20 protein-coding genes are annotated in these 19,498 nt (G+C 55.2%); all 20 read right to left on the bottom strand.

What is annotated here, in order from left to right:
* Positions 1-34: 34 nt before the first annotated feature.
* A complete protein-coding gene (locus EOS97_RS18740; RefSeq protein ID WP_000514902.1) occupies positions 35-3,397 on the bottom strand; it encodes a host specificity protein J in 3,363 nt (1,120 codons plus the stop codon).
* A gap of 61 nt (positions 3,398-3,458) precedes the next feature.
* The gene (locus EOS97_RS18735) at positions 3,459-4,106 is read right to left on the bottom strand and encodes a tail assembly protein (protein ID WP_001750110.1); all 648 of its coding nucleotides are present in this window, start codon (positions 4,104-4,106) and stop codon (positions 3,459-3,461) included.
* The gene (locus EOS97_RS18730) at positions 4,004-4,741 is read right to left on the bottom strand and encodes a C40 family peptidase (RefSeq protein ID WP_000662738.1); all 738 of its coding nucleotides are present in this window, start codon (positions 4,739-4,741) and stop codon (positions 4,004-4,006) included. Before EOS97_RS18730 ends, EOS97_RS18735 begins: the two co-directional genes overlap by 103 nt.
* A gap of 6 nt (positions 4,742-4,747) precedes the next feature.
* On the bottom strand, positions 4,748-5,446 hold the full coding sequence (locus tag EOS97_RS18725; RefSeq protein WP_001152686.1) for a phage minor tail protein L: 699 nt from the start codon (positions 5,444-5,446) through the stop codon (positions 4,748-4,750).
* A 9-nt stretch (positions 5,447-5,455) separates the two neighbouring features.
* The gene (locus EOS97_RS18720) at positions 5,456-5,785 is read right to left on the bottom strand and encodes a phage tail protein (protein WP_000447370.1); all 330 of its coding nucleotides are present in this window, start codon (positions 5,783-5,785) and stop codon (positions 5,456-5,458) included.
* A gap of 2 nt (positions 5,786-5,787) precedes the next feature.
* Positions 5,788-8,883 (bottom strand): phage tail tape measure protein, encoded by a 3,096-nt coding sequence (locus EOS97_RS18715; RefSeq protein ID WP_000372075.1) that lies wholly within the window; start codon positions 8,881-8,883, stop codon positions 5,788-5,790.
* On the bottom strand, positions 8,855-9,193 hold the full coding sequence (locus EOS97_RS18710) for a phage tail assembly protein T (protein ID WP_010989052.1): 339 nt from the start codon (positions 9,191-9,193) through the stop codon (positions 8,855-8,857). The genes EOS97_RS18715 and EOS97_RS18710 overlap by 29 nt, the downstream gene beginning before the upstream one ends.
* Entirely contained in the window at positions 9,190-9,585 is a 396-nt protein-coding gene (gene gpG, locus EOS97_RS18705) for a phage tail assembly chaperone G (RefSeq protein WP_000479607.1), read from the bottom strand. Before gpG ends, EOS97_RS18710 begins: the two co-directional genes overlap by 4 nt.
* A gap of 50 nt (positions 9,586-9,635) precedes the next feature.
* Complete coding sequence (locus EOS97_RS18700) at positions 9,636-10,382, bottom strand: phage tail tube protein (RefSeq protein WP_000971953.1); 747 nt, start codon at positions 10,380-10,382, stop codon at positions 9,636-9,638.
* A 7-nt stretch (positions 10,383-10,389) separates the two neighbouring features.
* Complete coding sequence (locus tag EOS97_RS18695; RefSeq protein WP_000033885.1) at positions 10,390-10,791, bottom strand: phage minor tail U family protein; 402 nt, start codon at positions 10,789-10,791, stop codon at positions 10,390-10,392.
* Complete coding sequence (locus tag EOS97_RS18690; RefSeq protein ID WP_000677089.1) at positions 10,788-11,366, bottom strand: phage tail protein; 579 nt, start codon at positions 11,364-11,366, stop codon at positions 10,788-10,790. Before EOS97_RS18690 ends, EOS97_RS18695 begins: the two co-directional genes overlap by 4 nt.
* Positions 11,353-11,730, bottom strand: coding sequence for a head-tail joining protein (locus EOS97_RS18685; RefSeq protein WP_000083293.1), 378 nt, complete (start codon positions 11,728-11,730; stop codon positions 11,353-11,355). Before EOS97_RS18685 ends, EOS97_RS18690 begins: the two co-directional genes overlap by 14 nt.
* Positions 11,731-11,740: 10 nt before the next feature.
* The gene (locus EOS97_RS18680; protein ID WP_000201485.1) at positions 11,741-12,106 is read right to left on the bottom strand and encodes a DNA-packaging protein FI; all 366 of its coding nucleotides are present in this window, start codon (positions 12,104-12,106) and stop codon (positions 11,741-11,743) included.
* A gap of 57 nt (positions 12,107-12,163) precedes the next feature.
* Entirely contained in the window at positions 12,164-13,192 is a 1,029-nt protein-coding gene (locus EOS97_RS18675; protein ID WP_000522566.1) for a major capsid protein, read from the bottom strand.
* Positions 13,193-13,246: 54 nt separating this feature from the next.
* The gene (locus EOS97_RS18670) at positions 13,247-13,594 is read right to left on the bottom strand and encodes a head decoration protein (RefSeq protein WP_000011260.1); all 348 of its coding nucleotides are present in this window, start codon (positions 13,592-13,594) and stop codon (positions 13,247-13,249) included.
* Positions 13,595-13,606: 12 nt separating this feature from the next.
* On the bottom strand, positions 13,607-15,103 hold the full coding sequence (locus EOS97_RS18665) for a S49 family peptidase (protein ID WP_001189498.1): 1,497 nt from the start codon (positions 15,101-15,103) through the stop codon (positions 13,607-13,609).
* Positions 15,093-16,673, bottom strand: coding sequence for a phage portal protein (locus EOS97_RS18660; RefSeq protein WP_000831821.1), 1,581 nt, complete (start codon positions 16,671-16,673; stop codon positions 15,093-15,095). The genes EOS97_RS18665 and EOS97_RS18660 overlap by 11 nt, the downstream gene beginning before the upstream one ends.
* Positions 16,670-16,873 (bottom strand): phage head-tail joining protein, encoded by a 204-nt coding sequence (locus EOS97_RS18655; protein WP_000201415.1) that lies wholly within the window; start codon positions 16,871-16,873, stop codon positions 16,670-16,672. The genes EOS97_RS18660 and EOS97_RS18655 overlap by 4 nt, the downstream gene beginning before the upstream one ends.
* Positions 16,857-18,788: a phage terminase large subunit family protein gene (locus EOS97_RS18650; RefSeq protein ID WP_000623092.1), complete on the bottom strand. Its 1,932-nt coding sequence runs from the start codon at positions 18,786-18,788 to the stop codon at positions 16,857-16,859. Before EOS97_RS18650 ends, EOS97_RS18655 begins: the two co-directional genes overlap by 17 nt.
* Positions 18,760-19,305 carry a terminase small subunit gene (locus EOS97_RS18645; protein WP_001102153.1) on the bottom strand — a complete coding sequence of 182 codons (546 nt, stop codon included), beginning with the start codon at positions 19,303-19,305 and terminating at the stop codon, positions 18,760-18,762. The genes EOS97_RS18650 and EOS97_RS18645 overlap by 29 nt, the downstream gene beginning before the upstream one ends.
* Positions 19,306-19,498 lie beyond the last annotated feature (193 nt).

Below are 19,498 nucleotides of genomic sequence, written 5' to 3'. Positions count from 1 at the left end.
GTTCCTTGTTAAACGAAAGGGACCGGAAATCCGGTCAGTTTGTGAAGTTGCTCCCAGAACGGGAAACCATCACCAGCGGCCAGACAGAAGCTTCAGTGGTGTACTGCCCACGGACCCTCAGAGAGACGCTGATATCCACGACAGGTGAAGTGGTGTAGACCGAAAAGACAACGGTCTGATACATGGCCGGAATCCCTGCGGTATACGGCATAACCTCCGCCGTTTTCACCTGTCCGTTAATATTTATCGTGACGGTGATGGCACCGGAGCCACCGTTACGCTCACAGTTAGCCATCACCGTGATGGTTTTCCCTATCTGATAGGTGGCGCTGTCGGTATACCGTGTTGAGGTGCTGCGTTCGTCGTTCGTCGCCCTGATGCTCACGCCCTGCATGACTTTTGAGCCGCAGATATCACCGACAAACTCTCTCGCTTCTATCACGCCAGAAAACTTACCGGAGGTGGCATTGATTTCTCCCGTAAACGAGCCAGATACAGCGTTGATATGCCCGCTGATATCCGCATTTTTCGCAGTCAGCTTTCCATCCGGCGTCAGGGAAAATGCCGGAGGATTCCCGCCACTGGTAATGGTCGGCGCGCTCAGATATTTCAGGAACGCCTCATTCATGATTATCTGGTCGCCCTGCATGACGAATCCGGGCGTCTCGTTTCCGTTTGCCGGGTTAATATAAGCAATGCGATCCGCCGCCACCAGGAACTGGCTTATCTTCCCGTCAGGCATGTCTTCCATGCTCAGTCCAAGTCCGGCCACATAATATTTGCCGTCTTTGGTCTGCTCTATTTTGATGCCCCACATGGCGTTCCATTTATCGTTAGCATCCTGCCACTCCTTCGAAAACTGCTGCAGTTTGCTGGCGTTATCCTCCGTCAGTTCCACCTTCTCCAGCAGTTCCTTACCCAGGTGACTTTCAGTTATCTGCCCTTTGAAAAAATCCAGATAGCCTGCGGCATCGTTGCTGGCCTGCCCGGTCGCCTCCACGAATGCGGATTTACCGACCTGATTTACCGCCCGGATATAAAAATAGTAATCCCTGCCGGGCCTGATATTCACACTGGCCGCTATCCAGTACAGCGCCTTTCCCAGATATCGTGCGGCGTTTTCCACCTGATGGATATCCGTAATCTGCGCGTCTGAAAACCAGAACTCATACTGCACCGTCGGGTCGTATACCGCCTGACGCGGTGTGGCTGTAATCTGGAAATAGCCAGGGGTGAGTTCGATAAATGATGGTGCCGCCGGCGCGGAGATGCTGAACTGTGTGCTGGCCGGGTCTCCCTGTTGTCCCTGGCTGTTCACCGCCCTGACGGACAGGGTGTAGCGCCCCGGCGTCAGCCCCCGGAACCGGTACTGCGTATCCGGCGTTCCTGCGCTGCTTACCAGCCGGTCACTGCCATCTTCCGCCGCCACGTTCAGGCGCAAAGAAAACGAGGCGCCCTTAACGACTCGCGGTGTGTCCCAGCGCGCCAGTACCTGATACTGTCCCTCCTCCGCCAGAATTTCTGTGGTCAGATGCTGTATCGCCGGGGGAACGGTGCCGTGAATCGTTCCGGGTTGCGGATCGAATGATGCCCCGTTGTCCACGATGGACTCTTTTTCCGGCACATGCTGTACGGCGGTGATGGCATACGTTCCGTCGTCGTTTTCCCGGACAGCCACACACCGGAAGAGACGCTGGCGCAGCGACGGCAGTTTCAGCCCCCAGACGCTGTATTCCGCCACGCCGTCCGGTATCCGGCTGACCTGAACCTGCACACCGTCGGTAACAGACTGCACGTCCACGCTGACCGGCAAGCCTTCGCCATCCATCAGGCTTATCAGCGTGGTGCCGGACGACGGCAGGGTAATCTCCCTGTCAAGGGTCAGAATGCGGCGGGCGCGGTCAACGGACAGAATCCGCCCGCCCAGGCTGATGCCGGCATAATCCTCGTCGCAAACCTCAATCACATCACCGGGAACGTGGCGCAGCCCCTCCGCACCCACACTAAAATCAACCGTCTGGGTTTCCAGCAGCTCCGTTTTTATCAGCCACAGCCCGGCGCGGTGCGCCTGCCCGCGACTGGTACAGCCAAACGCATCCATTTTTACCAGATTGCGTCCGTAGTGACTGATGGCGACCGTGTCTTCCACCAGTTCCGTGGATGTCTGCCAGCCATTATCAGGGTCGATCCAGTTCACCTCTACCGCATTATGGCGGTCCTTCCGCGCACTGAAGCTGTAACGGAACGGTGTGCCCTCATCCGGCATTACCACATTGCTGCGGGTATAGGTCCAGACTGTATCCGAGGGCCTGTCCTGCACGAAGGTCATCATCTGCCCGTTCCACACCGGCATACAACGCATGGCGGAGCAGAAGTCGGTCAGCACATCCCACGCCTTACGCTGCTGTGCCAGATACGCATTAAAGGTCATACGCGGCTCTGTCCCGCCGAATCCGTCAGGGACCATCTGGTCGCAGTACTGGCCTATTGCATACAGCGCCCACCTGTCCACGTCCGCCGCGCCGATTCGCTGTCCCATGCCATAACGGGGATGTGTCAGCACATCCCAGAGACACCACGCCGGATTATTGCTGTATGCAGGCTTGAACGTGCCGTCCCAGATGCCGCTGTAGGTTCGCGCTACCGGATCGTAATTCGACGGCACATGAATAATCCGCCCGAAAAAATGGTAATTTCGCGTCACCTGCTGGCTGCCGAACTGCTCAGACTCCACCTGCAGGCCAATTACGGCGGTGTTGGGATAGCGCTGCCGGACATCAATAATCTCGGTATACGACGACCAGACCGTGTTGTTCTGTAACTGGTCAGTGGTACTGTCTGCCGTCACTCGTACCATCCGGATACCAAATGGCCGGGGAGGGAGATTATCCACTATCACCGAGGCCAGATACTGTGTGGTTGTTTTCCCGGTAATCGTAATCTCTTTTTCCACCACCCACTGACCATAGCGCTCAAGATGGATTTGCAGCCTGACCGATGTCGGATTGCGGTCGCCCTTGCTGTTGGCCTCCACCAGTGACTGCACGCCGAACGTAAAACGCAGGCGGTCAATATTTGCAGCCGTGATGGTTCTGGTCACCGGATTGTCGTATTTGACCTGTACACCAAGCACCGTCTCGGCGCCGGACGATTCAAATCCCTCCAGCGGGGTCTGTTCCTGCTCACCGACGCGGTATACCACCTTCACGCCGTGGATATTCGTGTTACCGTCGCGGTCCACCACCGGCGTCTGGTTTACCAGAACACTGTGCAGACCGTTCACCGGGCCTTCTATCGGTCCCTCGCTGATGGCATCGATGACGCTCAGCAGCTGCGTGGATTTAAGGTTATCCGGTGCCTCGCGGGGCGTATGCCCTTTTCCGCCGCCCTTTCCCATTTATTACCCCGTAAAACGACAAAACCGCCCGGAGGCGGTTCTGTCTGAATCTGTTCTGTTGTCAGCGGCCAATCACCACAACCTGACCACCATCTCCTTCATCAGCGGTACTGACTTCCTGGGAAATCACGCGTGACCCCACCTGCATCTCGCCGTACAGCACCGGCAACATGTTACCGTTGGCAACCATATTATCCAGCGACGAGAAATACGTGTTCTGCCTGCCGTTATCGGTCTGCCTCATTTCGGACATTTTGGGTTTTGGTGCCAGCATCTGCGCCATACCGCCCAGAATCATCGACGCCCCGGTCATATACATGCCGGATACCGCCGCCGCTCCCAGCCAGCCTGCCGGGTTCCACCAGGCAACGGCAATCAGCGCCGCACCAAGCACCGCCTGAAACACCCCGCCAGATTTGGCCCCGGCCAGACGCGGCACAATATGAATCACCGCGCCAGGCGGCAGCGGGTCATGCAGGCTGGTTGTCAGGGTATCAGCCGTAACATCGTCTCCGGCTATGCGTACCTGATACCAGCCGTCGTTCAGTTTCTGCCGGAGACCGGGCAACTGTACCGCCAGTGCCCGGACAGCTTCAGCACCACTGGCTACCTGCAGGCTGACGCGGCGGCAAAATCGTTGCAGATCCCCGTAAAGGCAAATTCGCGCCATGCCCGGTGTCGCCAGATGGAGTGCGTGCGTCGTTGCCATTTGTCGGTATACCTCTCACGTTTACTCAGTTGTTCAGGAATATGGTGCAGCAGCTCTCCGTCGCCGCAGTAAATCGCTGCGTGGTTCGGAACGGAGGAGCCAAAGCAGCAAATCAGCACGTCGCCGGGCTGCGCACTGGCTGCGCTGACACGGTAAAATCCCGTCGTCTCCAGATTATCCAGATAGAGATTGTCACCATGCCGCCACCAGTCGTCGTCCCGGTGAAAATCCGGCATATCAATCCCCGCCAGATGATAGGCATCACGGAACAGCGTGTAACAGTCAAAAACCCCATGTTTAAACTGTCGTCCGGTCAGGTGTGGCACACAGCGGAATTTATGTACCTGGTCGGCGCATACCAGCCACCACGGCAGGTCGCTTTGAACCTGCAGCCTGCGGTCCACATCGCTCAGATACGGCTGGCCGCCAGGATGGCTGTGAACCAGCGCCACAATATCCCCCTGCGTTTCAGCCCTCAGCCAGTCCTCCGGCGCCATACGGAAATAATCCTCCGGCGCGGCAGAAATATTCACACAGGGGAGATACCGTTCTCCCGCCTGTGTTCTCACCACGAAGCCACACGACTCCGCAGGCGCACACCGTCGGGCGTGCGCCAGAATATCCTGTTCTTTCATGAAGATTTACTGTGAAAGTTTATTAATGGAGAGGAAACCGCCAAAGTTTCCGGTATTGTTACGCAGGGCGCATCCCCGGGCGCAGCGGCTGCAGGCATCTTTTGCCGGATCGGCGGTAGGGTTATCAAATTCATCCGCGACAGCTGGTCCCGTATAGCCGCATTCGTCAGAGCGGTATATCCATGTACAGGTATTGGCCAGCATAATCCTCCCGGGGAAGACACATCCGTCTGTTTCAGTCGGTGTTGCCAGGACAAATGTCGCACTTACCGCCGTCAGATCACTGCACTGCTCGATCACCCAGCGGCTTACAGACTCCTGCTCCGGGTCGGCCTCCTGGTTGCCGCTTTGAAAATTAACGGCATCGAGAAACCGGGCATACACTATCCTGCGGATGACCGTCGCTCCAACCAGGCTATGCAAATCCTCCACCATTCCGGTCACCATACCGTAAAGATTGGATACCTTCAGTGACGGGCGCGCAGCTGCGCCTTTGCCGTTCATTTCAAATCCGCTACCCTCTACAGGATAAACATCATATTTCTGTCCCTGCCAGGTAACCGCCTCCCCCTTTTCATTCGCCTCGTTACAAAAAAAATAACGATCACCGCCAGACTGTGTCAGATCGATTTCCCACAAAGTGATCCTGGCGGACTGCGCCAGTTTAGCGGCTTCGTTCAGCGTATCCTGCGAAATGTCCTGCATCACTCCTCCTCAGATAACAACCTGTTCAAAAGTCGTGGTCACAGTCACCCAAAGAGAGCCAACGCTAATCGACCATTTGCGGCAAATCACCCGAATTTGTGTCCAGGTATAAGGCGGTGTCCAGAGAAAGGATTTCACTCCACCGTGGCGGGATAAAAATGCCTCAAGATTCTGATGTTCTCCCTTACGAATCCGGACCGTTACGTTATACTTCGCCAGATGGTTGTTCAGCCCGGCTGGACGCCGTTGTTCATACCCGTCACCCAGTTTTATGGAGGTGACTTTTGGTTCTGATTCCACTGTCATATCAGGGCGGATCTTCCAGTTAAATGTTTCCATTGTTATCGCCCTCCTCCAGCAATACCCCCGTCACGCGACTGCTGTTGCCAGAAATCAATGGCGGCTTTTTTTCCAATGTTATATACGGCCTGTAATGCCTGCGGACCAATCTGTCCGTTGCCGGCGTCGTTGTGGATTTCAATGTTGTACTCAGGCGCAAACATCGCCATCCCTCCTGAACCGGCTGCCACGACACCCAGCTTACCGTCAGCACCACGACGAAGTGGTAATATTGCCTCCGGTCCTGCCTCGCCCATCACCCCGGCACCTTTGGCAAAAGCAAAAAATGTCGGGCGATTAACAATGCTGCCGCTGTACTGGCTGAGTCCTGCCGAACGGTACACGCCGCCGTCCGCATTCGGAATAACCGACAGCGCCGCAGAACTGTATGCCCCTGATGGTGTACTGCCGCCTGCCGATGTGCCAAAGCCGAACATTGCCAGCACTGAACCCAACAGTTTAGAAGCCGCAATACGTGCCTCCATTTTTGCAAGGTCAGCCAGGATGGAGACCGTCAGGCTCCGGAAACTGCCCTTTCCGGTCACGGCAAAATTCGCGATACTGTCCGCCATGCCGTTAAATGCGTTTGTGAAAACGTTCTCCGTCATGCCTGCCACATTGCCGCCCTGCGCCAGAAAGTTATCCAGCGCCCGCGACGCCCCCAGCGTCCAGTCTCCCTGCGCAGCGTCAACTTTCGCATTGTAATCCGCCCACTCAGCCAGCCGGCGATCGAGACTGCCCTTCAGCGCCTGCTCCGCCTGACGATATTCGTCAGAACCGTATGTCCCTTTTGCCTTGCTGTCGCGTTTAAGCTGCTCCAGTTGTTCCTGGTAGTGCTGCTGAATTTTCAGACGCTCTTCGTATCGGCCACGTTGCTGATCGCCCATACCCATTGTGGCCAGCGCCATTGCGTGCTGTTGCCTGACGCGGGATTCTTCGTCAGCGAGCTGGCTGGTCAATGTGAGCGTCTTTTTCTTCAGTTCATTAAGGGCATTCTGGTGTTGCAAATCCTGTTGTGAGATATCCAGCTTCTGTAGCGCAAGCGCGATTTCATCCTTATGTGCCAGTACGCTTTGTTCATCCGCCGTCAGTTTTTTACCGGACAAATCAGCGATGCGCTGCTGAAATGACAAAAGCTGCTTATGCGCTTCCGTCATTTTTTCGGTCGTGGAAAGCTTCGCGGCGGCAAGCTGCCCTTCAGTCTGCGCCTGTTGCTGGCTGTACTGCAAAAGCAGTCGCCTGGCCTCGTCGTTGTGGTAAGTCTTTGGCTTTTTCGCCTGTTGTGACAACGCCTTTTTATGACGTTCATTTTCGCGCTCCAGTGCGGCATTGCGTACAGCAGCATCGGCATACTGCATGGCGGTAATGCGCGCCACCTCCCGTTGGTGCCGCAGGGATTCAGTTTCATTATCCCGGTTCAGCGCGGCATTCTGCTCGTTCCGACGTTTCTGCGTTTCCTGATAATTACGCTCTGCCTGCGCCTTCGCATCCAGCAGGTCCTTCTGGCGTTTCTGTTCCTTAAGTTCGTTCAGCTGCTGCTGATCGTATTCAGTCTGGGAGGAAGACACCGTCCAGGGCGTTTTTCTGCCGCGCGCGATTTTTTCCTGCAGTGTCGCGATCTTTTCATCGAGCGTATCTTCCCGCCCGATATCCAGCATCCGATCCCATGCCCACTTCGCCGCATCACCGACAGCATTCCATGCTCTTTCAATCCAGCCCAGATTGTCGTGTACGTCTCCCATCCGCTTATTCATTTCTTCCGAATACGCGGACATGGCAATTTTCGCGGCATCAGCCACTCTTCCCTGCTCGCCCAGTACCCTGATTTGTTCAAGCTGGGTGGAGGTCAGAAAATGCAGTGTCCTGTCCAGTTCTTTCGCCGCATTCACCGGATCATCCCGCAGGCGTTTAAACTGGCGGATGGTTTCATCCACTGATTGTCCAACGTTTTCCTGCATTCTGGTCGCGGTACGGGATACCATTGCCACTGCCTGCCCGGTAAACGCTCCGCTACCGACCACCTGTGCCAGCACGCCTGCAGCGTCGTGCTGCGTGACGCCATTTCCGGCGAGCGACTTCGCCATCGCATTAAGCTGGCCTGTGGTTTTTCCGGCATAACTCCCGGTCAGAATAAGCTGTTTATTGAACGTCTCGCTTTCCTTAGCGCCTTCATAGTAGGCCTTGCCCAGCCCGTAAACAGCAGCAGCCACGCCGCCAGCCAGCCCGCCGAGCATCATGCCCTTCGGAGACATCAGTTGCTCGATCCACCCGGCGCGGTTAGCGAGCGTAATACCACTTCCCCGCAGTGCCCCGAAATTCCCACGGGCCAGCTCACCAGCCAGCACGCCCAGTTCACGACGGGCAGCAGCGCTTTTCAGTCCTAGCGTATGGGTGGCAGTTCCGGTACGCTCCAGTTTACGGATATAAATATCTGCGGCGCTGCTGACACCCAGTTCAGCCGCCTTCACCCGCAGCAGCTCGGTACGGGAGAGGCCCTGTACCGTCGTCTGCTCTTTCAGGCGGCGTATAAACTGTGCTTTTTTCTGCGTGGCCAGCGCTTCGGCATCGGTAAGCTCACGGGTCTTCCTGGCGGTTTCAGACACCAGCGCCAGATAATCGCCCTGTGAGATATCTCCGCGTCCTTTCGCCTGTCGTACCTGCGCCTGGATACGCTGCAGCTCCTGCAGACCACCGCTTAACTGTTTTACACTGTCAATCTGGCGGTAAAAAGCAGCACTTGTCCTGTCCTGTGCTGCCGCCACAGCCGCTGACTGCGCCTGTTCCTCACGCAGTTTCCTTCCCAGTGCCTCCACCCGCTGTCGCGTCTGATCCACATCCGCCGCCAGACGCGTACTGGCCGCTGCGCTTTTCTCCACAGCGGAACTGTACGCGGTACTGCTGGCAGTCACTTGCTCCAGACTGGCGGACGTCCGGCGCGTCGCCTCCGTCTGCTTATCCAGAAAACGCTGCATCCGGGCCGCTGAACGTTCTGAGTCACCAGCCGCATCGTTCAGCAATTTTTTAATGCGCGGAACTTCGTTTCGGAACTCTGCGCTGTCGATACTTAAATCAATGACCAGGTTCGCTATCTGGTCCATAGCGGACACCTCCGGTAATACCTTCGCCCAGGATCATCAGTTCATCATCCGTTTTTTCGTGCAACGACTCAGGATCAGTGATCAGGCTGAACATTTCTGCATCGTGATGCGTGCCTGTAACCAGTCCGGAAATCAGCGATTTCAGCGTTGCAAACTCCGCATCCAGCAACATGTCACTGAAGCTGTTCTTCCCGAAATGCTCCGCCCACTCACCCAGCTCTGTCGCACTCATTTCCGCCAGCATCTGCCGCCAGTCTGGTCGCCGGAACTCACGCGCGAGCCGCATCACAAACGCCAGCTCCCGGTTCAGGACTTTTCCGGCGTGGTCGTGTCCTTTTCACTCCCGCTGTCGTCTTCCTGCGATGCCGGAAGACGCATACCACTCAGGGACAGAACCATATCAGCGCCACGTCCCAGCGCCTCATAAGACCATTCCAGTCTGACGGACTCATACAGGGCGCGGGCCTCCTCCTCTTTTTTGCTTTCACACAGGGAGCGGGATACCAGCCATGCATTAATATCCACCCCCATCTGCATAAATTCTGTCTGACGCTCTGCTTCCGTCAGGGTTTCAGGCTGTGCGTCATAGTCTGCCGTCCGCTGCTGAATAAACTTCAGATAATCCACACGTTGCAGGGCAGAAAGCTCACTGAGCACGATGGAATGCCCACCGTAGTTAAAGGTGTCTGTATTGAGAAACATGATGATTTTCCATAGAAGCCCCGGAACCGGGGCGGACTGATAAGAGAGGGTTATGACGCCGTCACTGTCACTGCTGCCACCGCGACAAGACTGCCGTCACTGCTGATACCAACAATATTCACGCTGCCCGCCTTCACGCCTTTAACCGTGGCCACATTATCCTTCAGCGTGACGGTGGCGATCAGCGGATCGGCGGTCGCAACCTGCAGCGTTTTATCTGACGCGTTATCAGGTTTTACCGTAAATGTCAGCGTGGTGGTGGCTCCGGCAGCCACCGTGGCACTGGCCGGCGCAACGGTCACGCCGGATACGCTGACTACGTCAGGTGTATCCTCCTCCGCAAGAGAAGGACGCCCGACGCCGGTGATTTTTACGCTGCGTGTCATCACCTCTTTGGACGTCACGGTTTTACCCAGTGAACTCAGCCAGCCGCGGAACACATCAACCGTCCCGTTAGGATACCTGATACGGAAGGCGCGAACTTCGCCGGTGTCAAACAGCTCAACCAGTTTTTTCTGTCCGGCCTCACCGGGTTTCCAGGCCAGCGTGGCCGTGGTGTCACCGACGCTTTTCTGCCCCTGCGTAGTGCTTTTCCAGTCGGCATTTTCATCATCAAGATAGTCATCGTCTTCCGCATCTGCACTCATTTCTCCGGGCTGCAGATCCTTAATACCTGCCAGTCGCAGCCAGTCATCATCAGCCAGTGGATTTTTAAACGCATCGCCGCTGCCGGTATACAGCCAGAATGTGGTTCCGGCGCCTTTCGTTTTTACCAGTGGGTTTGGTGTTCCCATCATATCCTCCTCAGTTGGTATAGGTGATCCGGTAAGTAATTTCTGCCATCCCCCACGTTGCCATTTCGCTGTCACGCTGGTAGTCATAACCCAGCGGGGTCATGGTATCGATAAGGCGCTCCAGACCACTAACCTCTTCCAGCGCAGGAAATATTTTTTCTTCCATCCAGATATCAAGCTCTGTATCAGGAGCCTGAGCCCTCAGAAAAACTGCCGTATGGAGAGTAGCCTGCCAGTCATCCTCATCGGTCATAAGGCCTGTATACTGTGCGTCTGTCAGCCAGACAGCTATTGCGGGTAAATCTTCCTGTTCTACGAAAGCAGGAAGTCCATCAAAAAGAGTGACAGGTGCGCCAGTCACGGATTCCAGCTTTTCCAGAACGGCCCGGCGGATTAATGTGTGTTTGCTCATCGTGAAAGATAAAGCCTCAGTTGTTGTTTCAGGGCATACCCCAGTTGCTTCGGTATTTCCTCGTCAATCAAGCTTTGTGTGGCGCTTTCGAATGCCTGAGTCAATGGTCCGGAAAGAGGAATTTTCACTACATCAATTGGATAACGGTTTTTCCCGTTAACGCGTCGCATAACATGCCAGCGTCCGTTAGCCAGTTGCTGAATAAAGGCATCCCGGAACAGATATGGCCCGATTTTCAGCACACTTCCACGATACAGCAGTTTTCCCCTCCGTTTGCTCATCCTGACCTGTGCAGCGCCCAACTTTATGGCGGGAAGGTTTCCCCGGTTAATCCGTATCCGGGCAGAGCGTTTACCGTCTGTACCGGCTTTAAATAACCTCACCCTCTGGCGAACCAGCTTCAGCGGAAGTCCTCTTACCTGGTTATCTCCGGCGACAGTCTCCCGCGCCACCTTACGGGTTGCCACTGAAACAGCTTTCTGCGCCACGCGATTCACAGCCCAGATACTGGCCCGGGGAACCATCTGCCGGTCAAGGCTGTTCAGATTCCGGATCGCATTTTCAAGCCCTTTCAAACATTCCTCCCGTCCTGCGCCGGTTATCCGTCGGCGGCTCCCCCCTGCCCAGCAGAATAATACTGCTGTCTCCACCAGCCGGAGTGATGCGATCCACCCAGAAGGTGTCACCGAGAATGGTTAGTGTGTCCGGGCGCTTCAGATGGACTGTCAGGGATGTTTTGACAAAAAATGTAGGCTTGTCCCCCTCAATCCGGACACCTCCGGCGGCATACGACACACTTTCAGGATCGTCAAATACGCCCGTAAGCGTGGCCCCTGCCAGAACGCCGGAGGTTATTGTTGCTACCGTTCCCATCACCCGGAGGATGGCATCATCAGCCTGAGAAATCGCGGTATCAAACAGGTTTTCGGACTGCGACATATCGCCACCCTTACAGTTCAATAATAAGTCCTGCAGCAATCAGCTCGTCCACATCGTGTTGCGAAATACGCGCCGGGTTTCCCGCCATAACCATATCCAGTTCCCGGTTACTGTCCGGATCGATGGCGCAGATGTGTAGTGTACGAAGCGCCCTGATAAGTACCCGTTCGGATCTTTGCCCGATCCCGGGCGGCACTATGGATTCATCACTGTCATTTTCCACAGCAGGCAAATGCTCCGCCTCCGCCTCCGCTTCCTCTTCCCATTCCATGACACGCTGGCTGAGTTCAGCGGCGCTCCCGGACACATCCGGATCACGACCAAGCCGCGTCGCAAGCTCCCGCAGACGCTGTATATTCTCTTCTTTTGTTGCCATAAAAGATCCTCCCGCAATTTGTAACAATAAAGGCCTGAATCAGGCCTTTTGGGATGCTTAACCGACAGTGACAATGACAAACTCATCCGGGTCCGGCAGGACCATCAGCGGCGCAGACTGCGTCATGGTATATTCATTCGCCGGGTCCCCCACCGTCAGCCAGTGTTTGGGATAACGGGTGGCGGCAACAATACCCTCCGCGAGCGCCTGTGAATCCTGAATGGCACCATAGCAGCGGATACCTTCTGCCGCCGTATTTCCCAGAACCAGAGTCCCTTCAGGCAGGTAACGCTTTTCGGTCCCGTTATCAGCAACATAGGATGTTTTAGCCACCACAATGGCCAAATCTCCGTAATACCCCTTGAACGACACCACAGCCCCAAGGTCCTTCACCGCCGTTTCCAGCTGAGAATTTGAACCGCGGCGTGTATCCAGTTTTTCACGGAACAGCTTAAAACCGTTCAGCAGACGCCAGACTTTCCCGTCCATCACGGCAATATTGATCAGACCGGATGCCTGGTCGCAGTACATATCCAGATCATAAGTCGGGTCAAAGGTTTCCCTGTCCTGCTCTGACCATTTTTTACCTGTGGCCTGAATAATGTTATTCCCGGCTGAGCGACCAAAATCCACCTCCACGGTGTCAAACTGCTCGCCCTGCATGGTGTATTTCCCGTTCAGCACCGCACTGACGGCCTGCATCTCCTCCACCTGGACGATGGCCTTCTCTTCCTGCTTCAGGTTATCGGTCAGAATGCGCAGACGACGGTAGGCCGGATCGTTAAGCCTGGCCGGGTCTTCACCCGGCAGACGCTCAACAACCTGCGCATAGTTAACTTCATGCTTCGGTTTGACATACCCCGGACGCAGTACGCGCGTTTCCCCGCCGCGGTTACGCAGAACCTTCCCTCCTACCACCGGAGATACATAAGCGGCAATCGGTGTTTTTCCGGTAATTTTGTCCAGCATGACTTCCTGGGTAGGAAATGTCACAGTACGGCGAAAAAACAGGCTCAGGAAGAGTGGGTTAAATTTAACTTTCTGCTCGGTATAACCCAGCAACTGGCGGGTGGTAAACAATCCCATAAATGGTGTCCTCCGGACGTTAAATACGATAAAGGCCGCTTCGCGGCCTTCTTATTACGGTAAAGCGGCGTGACTGACGGCGCTTCCGGCGAATGCATTTGCCTGCTTAATGGCATCCACACTCTTCGGCCATGCCAGTGATTCTGTGGCAAAGGTGCCGCTCTTCCAGTACGTCAGCAGGTTTTCCGACCCGTCCAGCTCAAGGGCCAGAACCCCGACTGCCGTTCCGGCCTTCTGCCCGTCCCAGGCCACCAGTTTCCCGGTGGTATCATCCAGCATCAGGGGCGTCAGCATCGGTGTGGCCGCCGTTATACCGCTGACTCCCGTTGCGGTATGTGCCGGATCGTTACCGGCGAAAATGCGGTTATCCGCACGTTTCTCAATAGTGGTGGTAAATGACATACTGTCTCCTTATCAGGTGGCTGAAGTACCGGGAATACTCATCAACAACGTCGTTTCGGTATCATTACTGTGGCCTTTGCCGCCGGATATGGGGCCCGGGGAATGAGACTGCATGAAAGCATCAAATGCGTTGTTCATGCTCAGCCCCGCATTACCGGATTTGTCCGGCGCGGCAGCCAGCAGGTCACGGGCCTGATCTGTGGTCATACCAGGCATGACAGCCAGTTTTTCCGCCAACTCTTCACGGCCTTTCGCCTCATCAAGCGCCATCACGGCATCATGAAGTGACGTTGCCGCAGCGATCGGCGATGCTGCCAGAATGGTTCTGGCCTGTTCCACCGTCATCTCTGGCATGGCCGCCAGTGTCTGTGCGAGTGTTTCCCGACCACCAGCTTCTTCCAGGGCAAGGATACGGTCAGCGGTGCTGGTCGTGTCCGTCGGCGCGGCGGCAGCCAGAATAGACTTCGCCTGAGCAACGCTCATTCCCGGCTGCCCGGCCAGCATCTGTGCCAGTGCCTCATGCCCCCTGGCCTCCGGGCAACCCAGAATTCCCATTACGCGCTGGTTTTCCTGCGTGACAGCGTCAGCTGCACTTAATTCAGGCATAGTGCCTCCTGTCTTGTTACTGTTGATAGCTTCTGCCATCACGCCGATGGCGTCAGCAGCATTCACCATTCCATCTGCCAGTCCGGTAGTGATAATGGCCTGCCCGTCATACACTGCCGCCTCCGTCGCCATTACCGCATCGACAGACAACCCCGTGTACCGGGCCACTTTTTCTGCAAACATCTTTCTGGCCTCGTCCATTCGCTGCTGGTAGTCGGCATGGACGCTTTCCGGTAATTTCTGGCTGGGCGTCAGATCAGCCTTGTGTGCGCCAGAATAGATAAGGGTGATATCGATCCCTTCCTGTTTCAGTTTTTCGGCGTAGCTGGTATGCGCCATCACCACACCAATTGATCCCATTCTGGACGTCTGGGTCACAAGGCGGTGCGAACAGGCTGCCGCCAGCAACATGGCCGCCGAACAGGCTGTTTCATTTGCCAGTGCCCAGACAGGTTTCTGTTCGCGCATCCGGTAAATCATGTCAGCACAGTCAAACGCCCCGGCAGCCTGACCGCCGGGACTGTCAATATCCAGCAGAATGCCTTTTACCTCCGGATCTGAAACCGCCTGTTGTAGCCGGGCAGTGACACCGTCATATCCGGTCATCCCTGAAAAGGGACGCATTCCGCCGAGTTTATGAACCAGTGTTCCGGTCACGGGTAATACCGCAATACCGTTCACTACCTGATAAAAACGTGCCTGCGGCTTTCCGGTCGCCATAAAATCGCCTGTGACCAGTGCCATATCCGACTGATCCAGACTTTCGTTATTACCGGGAATGTGCAGGCTGTTAATGCCTGACTCCCTGCCCAGCGCGCAAAAGAAAACCCGCGCATAGGCGGGTTCAAGCAGCAACGGAGCACTGGTTGCCTGGCTGATGATGTGCGGGAGATTACGTTGCACGCTTTTCCTCCTCCGTCTGACGGCTCGCCGCGATCTGTTGTTGATAGGTATCAGTGATCCATACCGGACGCGAAAGTCCGGCTGCCCGCCGTTCTTCGGATTCCCTGACCTGCTGGCGGAATATCTCCTGGTAATCCTCGCCCATAATGGCGAGTTCTTTTTCATAGGTACTCAGCCCGGCCTCAATACGCATCACGGATTCCTGAACCTCCTTGAGTCCGTCAATCGCCATACGTCCGGCACCAATCCACTCCGAGCGGCTCCAGCTGGATCGGGCCTCCCAGAAGGAAAACCTGGCCCGGGGTGCCCGGATAACTCCCCGTATCAGCGCCTCCTCCAGCCAGCAGGAAAACATTTGTGTCGCCAGCCGTCCGGCAATGAACCGGCGCCGCCCCAGGAAATAGCGCCAGGACTCATTGGCAGATGCGCGGGCGCTGGAATAGCTGACCTGAGAATAATCACGCGAAAGCTGCTCATAAGAGACCCCCAGCCCGGCGGCAATATACCGGAGCAGCGCCTGCTCCAGCGCTGAAAAGCCATTATCGGAATCCTGCGCAGTCTGCAGATTCAGCTCATCACCCGGGTACAGGTGGGGAATTTTTACACCGCCCAGTTTGATACTGTTGGTACTGTAATAGCGGGCATAATTTGCCAGCATGTTAACAAGGGGCGTATCTTTGTTATCTGCCGCCGTGATGTATTCAAAGGCTTTCTCGGAATCGAGTTCGCTTTCGATCGTGGCGGCGTACATGGCTTTGACAATCGCGGACTGAAGCTGCGTTGCCTGCAGGGTATCAAGCATCTTCAGCCGCTCCATCACACTGTAAAACTGATTGGCACCGCGCGTCTGTCCGTCCTCAACCGGCTCGAAAATATGTAACATCGCGGGTCGTCCGGACGGCAGAAAACGAGGAATACGGGTCCAGCGTTCCCCACCAGCCACCGGCCAGTCATCATCACAGACATGATAGGCGAGGGCTTTTCCATTCCGGTCCGTTTCCACTCCTGCGCGAAGCTGGCGGTTTCCGCGGGCATACCCCGGCGTGTCCACCCGTTTCGGACTGACAGCCTTGAATCGGGTACGGAAAACCTGCGTGGTTTCAGCGTCCCAGACAGGCTGGAGAAAAATTTCACCATTAAAGGCGTGAACGCCCACGCCTTCACGGATGAACTCTGTAAAAGTACGCTTCCCCTCGGCATCCATTTCGCCAAAAATACCATCGCAATATTCTGTCCATGCAGCTTCAACCTCATCCACAAAACTCTTCGCTGCGCTCTCACGCATACCAAGATAGCGCCAGTTTGGACGATAGCTGATAAGAAACAGGTGTCCGACAATATGATCCTTGTGCAGCGCCACCGCATTTGCTGCAATACCATTATTACGGACCAGATCATCAGCCCGCGCATTGCCGAGGCGCAACGAAGGCAGCAGCGCGGCATCCACGCTTTCCGCCGGGGGCATCCAGTCAGCCATCTGTCCGCCGAAACCGATCCCCCCGCCGGTGTATCCCAGACTTTCCCGCAGCGGCGTGCCGTGAACATCCACCAGAACCGGGGTGCGCTTCACAGTCTCACCCCCACAGGTGCCCGGCGGCGACCATTGCACAGTGACGCCTCAAGTTCCGCGACATATTTTTTCAGATCCCCTACCGATGTCGCGGTAAATTCAACCCGTCGCCCGTCTTTCTGAACCGTCGCCACCCGTTTTCCCGTCATCAGGTCATGCAGCGCGACGCGGGCTTCCTGTAGCTCAGTGATTGTTGCCATTAACTCCTCCTGCCAGCATTGCGGCCAGTTGTTCAAGTGTCGGGGTATCCTGCTCTTCGCTTTTCCTTGATGTCGCCAGCGCCTCCAGATCCAGTTGCCAGCGCTGCACAGACACCCGTAACGCTGCACTGGCATAGACAAGACAATCCAGCGCTTCGTTACGACGTCCTTTGGCATCCCATAACAGCCGGAATTTTCCGTTAACCAGTTTCTCCACCAGCTCTTCGGCTACCAGTTGCTTCGCTTCCACCTCCGTAAAAACATCCGGATTATCCGGAAAGCGGATCGCATAAGGCGTGGCTTCGTCGGCAGGCGCAGTAACCGCCCCCATTCTGGCGTAAAGCATTTCTTTGGCAGTATCAGTACCGATTTCGCACAGGAATACCCCGCTCTGGTTGCGTTTTTTAGGCATGGTAATAACGGGTTTTCCGTAAACGGAGGCCCCTTTGACAGGCAGCACGCGGAAAATGCCGTGTTTTTTTGAGCGTTTATAGACGATTTCTGCATCGATACCGCCGATATCCCAGCAGATACGGGAAATGGAAATATCCGTCCCGTCAGCATGACGATATTTTTTATTAATGACGGCATCCACACGCTGCAGGGTATCTTCATCATCATGCCGTCCCATGATAATTTGCTTATCAATAAGGAAAGCCTCTTCGCCCGGCGCCCAGCCCCAGACATACATTTCATAACGGTTACGCTGGGAGTCGATACCAGCGGTCAGATACACCACCCGCTCCGGAACCGGCGCCGCATAATGAATCACTTTTTCCAGCAAAAGCTCATGGCTGAGTTTTTCGGCCACCGCCTCTTCATAAGGCTCGCCCAACGTGGTGTTTATAAAGGTTTTCACACCATTTGGATCTTTCAGCGCATCCAGCCAGTCATAAATAATCTGTATCCAGGTGGTAAAGGGACTGTAAGCCGTCCAGATATGAAAGGTAATGGATCGTGGCGGCGGAACCTCCTCACCGGACGCGCTGAAATAAGCCAGTCCATCGCGTGTCCACATGCCTGTGTTATCGCAAATCCAGCGGCCTGCTTTCTGATCAAGTTCCGATTGACGGATCACGCATCCATTATGTTCACAAAGGTAATACACCGTCTCCGGCTTGCTTTTCTCCCATTTCAGACCGAACGGCGTACTGCCATCACCGAATTTAAGGTACTGTTCTTCGCCACAGTGCGGACACGGTACATGAAAACGCATAAAATGCGCCGATTCATTTGCCGCCTTTTCAATCTGGCATGACCCTTTGACTTTTGGTGTGGAGCCCCGAATGGATTTAGGCCAGACAGAACCTTCAATACGTTTATCCCCCAGCAGCGTCGGCGAACCTTCTTTCTCGACATCCGGCTCAAAAGATGACAATTCGTCATAGCAGACCACATCCACCGATTTTTCACGGTAGTTTTTGGCTGCTGCACCGCCGAGGCACCAGAACCCGACACCGGAAGAAAAGCGTTTCAGGGTGAGCGTGTTATCACGATGTTTACGCCCGAACCAGGGGGCCAGCTCCAGCAATACAGGAACATCCCTGATAGTCGGCTCCACGTGGGATTTCATAAAATCCTCAGCGGATGAGTCGGTCGGCTGGAACAGCAGGCTGTTGCGCGACTTGTGCTCTATGAAATAGCCTTCCACCCCCAGCAACATTTTGGTATAGCCCACGCGGGCAGACTTAATGAGGTTTACAACGCGGATCAGTTCATACCCCATCGCGTTCATTATCGCTACCTGAAACGGCAGCGTTTCCCATTTGCCGGGGGTGTAGGAGGACTCTTTTGGCAGATAGTAATACTTATCAGCCCACTGCACGGTGGTAAGCGGTACGGGAATATGAAGCGCTATCAGCCCGTTAGTTATGGCTCTGTTGGCATTATTCGCCCTGCGCTCTCCGGAAATCATCGGTCCACTTCTCCACATCCGCTATCGTGGCGGCCCTGCCTGACGCCCTGGCGATTTCCGTTCTGACCACATCGATGTGCGACTGGCACAGATCAGGATATTTGCGCTGTAATACCAGCGGTACCCTTGACAGTATCCCTGCTATTTCCTGAGCCACCCGTTGCAGGATGTAGGTGAACAGTTCGGTCTCAAGAACCAGCCCTTCGCGCTCAGCATTTTTAAGTTCCTGCGCATCCGCCTGGGCTTTTGTCAGGCGGTAGCGCTCATAGTCGATGGTGCCGGGATTAAGATCTGATTCCGCAGCGGCACGTAAATCATCAACCTCTTTACGCAGCTTTTCATTTTCAATAGACGCATCACGCTCCGCGTACCATGAAATCGCTGCCGCGGTGTCGAACACTGCTTCGTTACCTTTTCCTCCTCCGGAAACAAGTGGCAGCCCCTGGCTTTGCCAGGCTGTGACAGTTCTGACGTCACAACCAAAAATTTCAGCCAGTTTTTTTTTGTTCACGTTCATGGAAAAGTCTCCCGGAAACAGGAAAGGATCTGCGATCTTCGTTTTTAACTAAAAACGTTATCCAGCAGATCCTTTCTTTTTTCTAAAAAAACCTTTAAAAACAGGAAATAAACGATAAGAAGAACGGATCTGGCTTTTCCCTGAAAATTTTCATAAGGAGTGAAATCCTGCGACGCTGCCGCCCCGTAACAGG

The organism is Salmonella sp. SSDFZ54 (assembly GCF_004010735.1).
Taxonomy (GTDB): domain Bacteria; phylum Pseudomonadota; class Gammaproteobacteria; order Enterobacterales; family Enterobacteriaceae; genus Salmonella; species Salmonella enterica.
The sequence above is the reverse complement of the archived record's forward strand: the minus strand, read 5'-3'. Positions and strand labels throughout refer to the sequence as shown.

Coding starts and splice junctions, on each gene's coding strand:
- EOS97_RS18740 (WP_000514902.1), bottom strand. CDS start 3,397: ATGGGAAAGGGCGGCGGAAAAGGGCATACGCCCCGCGAGGCACCGGAT.
- EOS97_RS18735 (WP_001750110.1), bottom strand. CDS start 4,106: ATGGCAACGACGCACGCACTCCATCTGGCGACACCGGGCATGGCGCGA.
- EOS97_RS18730 (WP_000662738.1), bottom strand. CDS start 4,741: ATGAAAGAACAGGATATTCTGGCGCACGCCCGACGGTGTGCGCCTGCG.
- EOS97_RS18725 (WP_001152686.1), bottom strand. CDS start 5,446: ATGCAGGACATTTCGCAGGATACGCTGAACGAAGCCGCTAAACTGGCG.
- EOS97_RS18720 (WP_000447370.1), bottom strand. CDS start 5,785: ATGGAAACATTTAACTGGAAGATCCGCCCTGATATGACAGTGGAATCA.
- EOS97_RS18715 (WP_000372075.1), bottom strand. CDS start 8,883: ATGGACCAGATAGCGAACCTGGTCATTGATTTAAGTATCGACAGCGCA.
- gpG (WP_000479607.1), bottom strand. CDS start 9,585: ATGTTTCTCAATACAGACACCTTTAACTACGGTGGGCATTCCATCGTG.
- EOS97_RS18700 (WP_000971953.1), bottom strand. CDS start 10,382: ATGATGGGAACACCAAACCCACTGGTAAAAACGAAAGGCGCCGGAACC.
- EOS97_RS18695 (WP_000033885.1), bottom strand. CDS start 10,791: ATGAGCAAACACACATTAATCCGCCGGGCCGTTCTGGAAAAGCTGGAA.
- EOS97_RS18685 (WP_000083293.1), bottom strand. CDS start 11,730: ATGTCGCAGTCCGAAAACCTGTTTGATACCGCGATTTCTCAGGCTGAT.
- EOS97_RS18680 (WP_000201485.1), bottom strand. CDS start 12,106: ATGGCAACAAAAGAAGAGAATATACAGCGTCTGCGGGAGCTTGCGACG.
- EOS97_RS18675 (WP_000522566.1), bottom strand. CDS start 13,192: ATGGGATTGTTTACCACCCGCCAGTTGCTGGGTTATACCGAGCAGAAA.
- EOS97_RS18670 (WP_000011260.1), bottom strand. CDS start 13,594: ATGTCATTTACCACCACTATTGAGAAACGTGCGGATAACCGCATTTTC.
- EOS97_RS18655 (WP_000201415.1), bottom strand. CDS start 16,873: ATGGCAACAATCACTGAGCTACAGGAAGCCCGCGTCGCGCTGCATGAC.
- EOS97_RS18650 (WP_000623092.1), bottom strand. CDS start 18,788: ATGATTTCCGGAGAGCGCAGGGCGAATAATGCCAACAGAGCCATAACT.
- EOS97_RS18645 (WP_001102153.1), bottom strand. CDS start 19,305: ATGAACGTGAACAAAAAAAAACTGGCTGAAATTTTTGGTTGTGACGTC.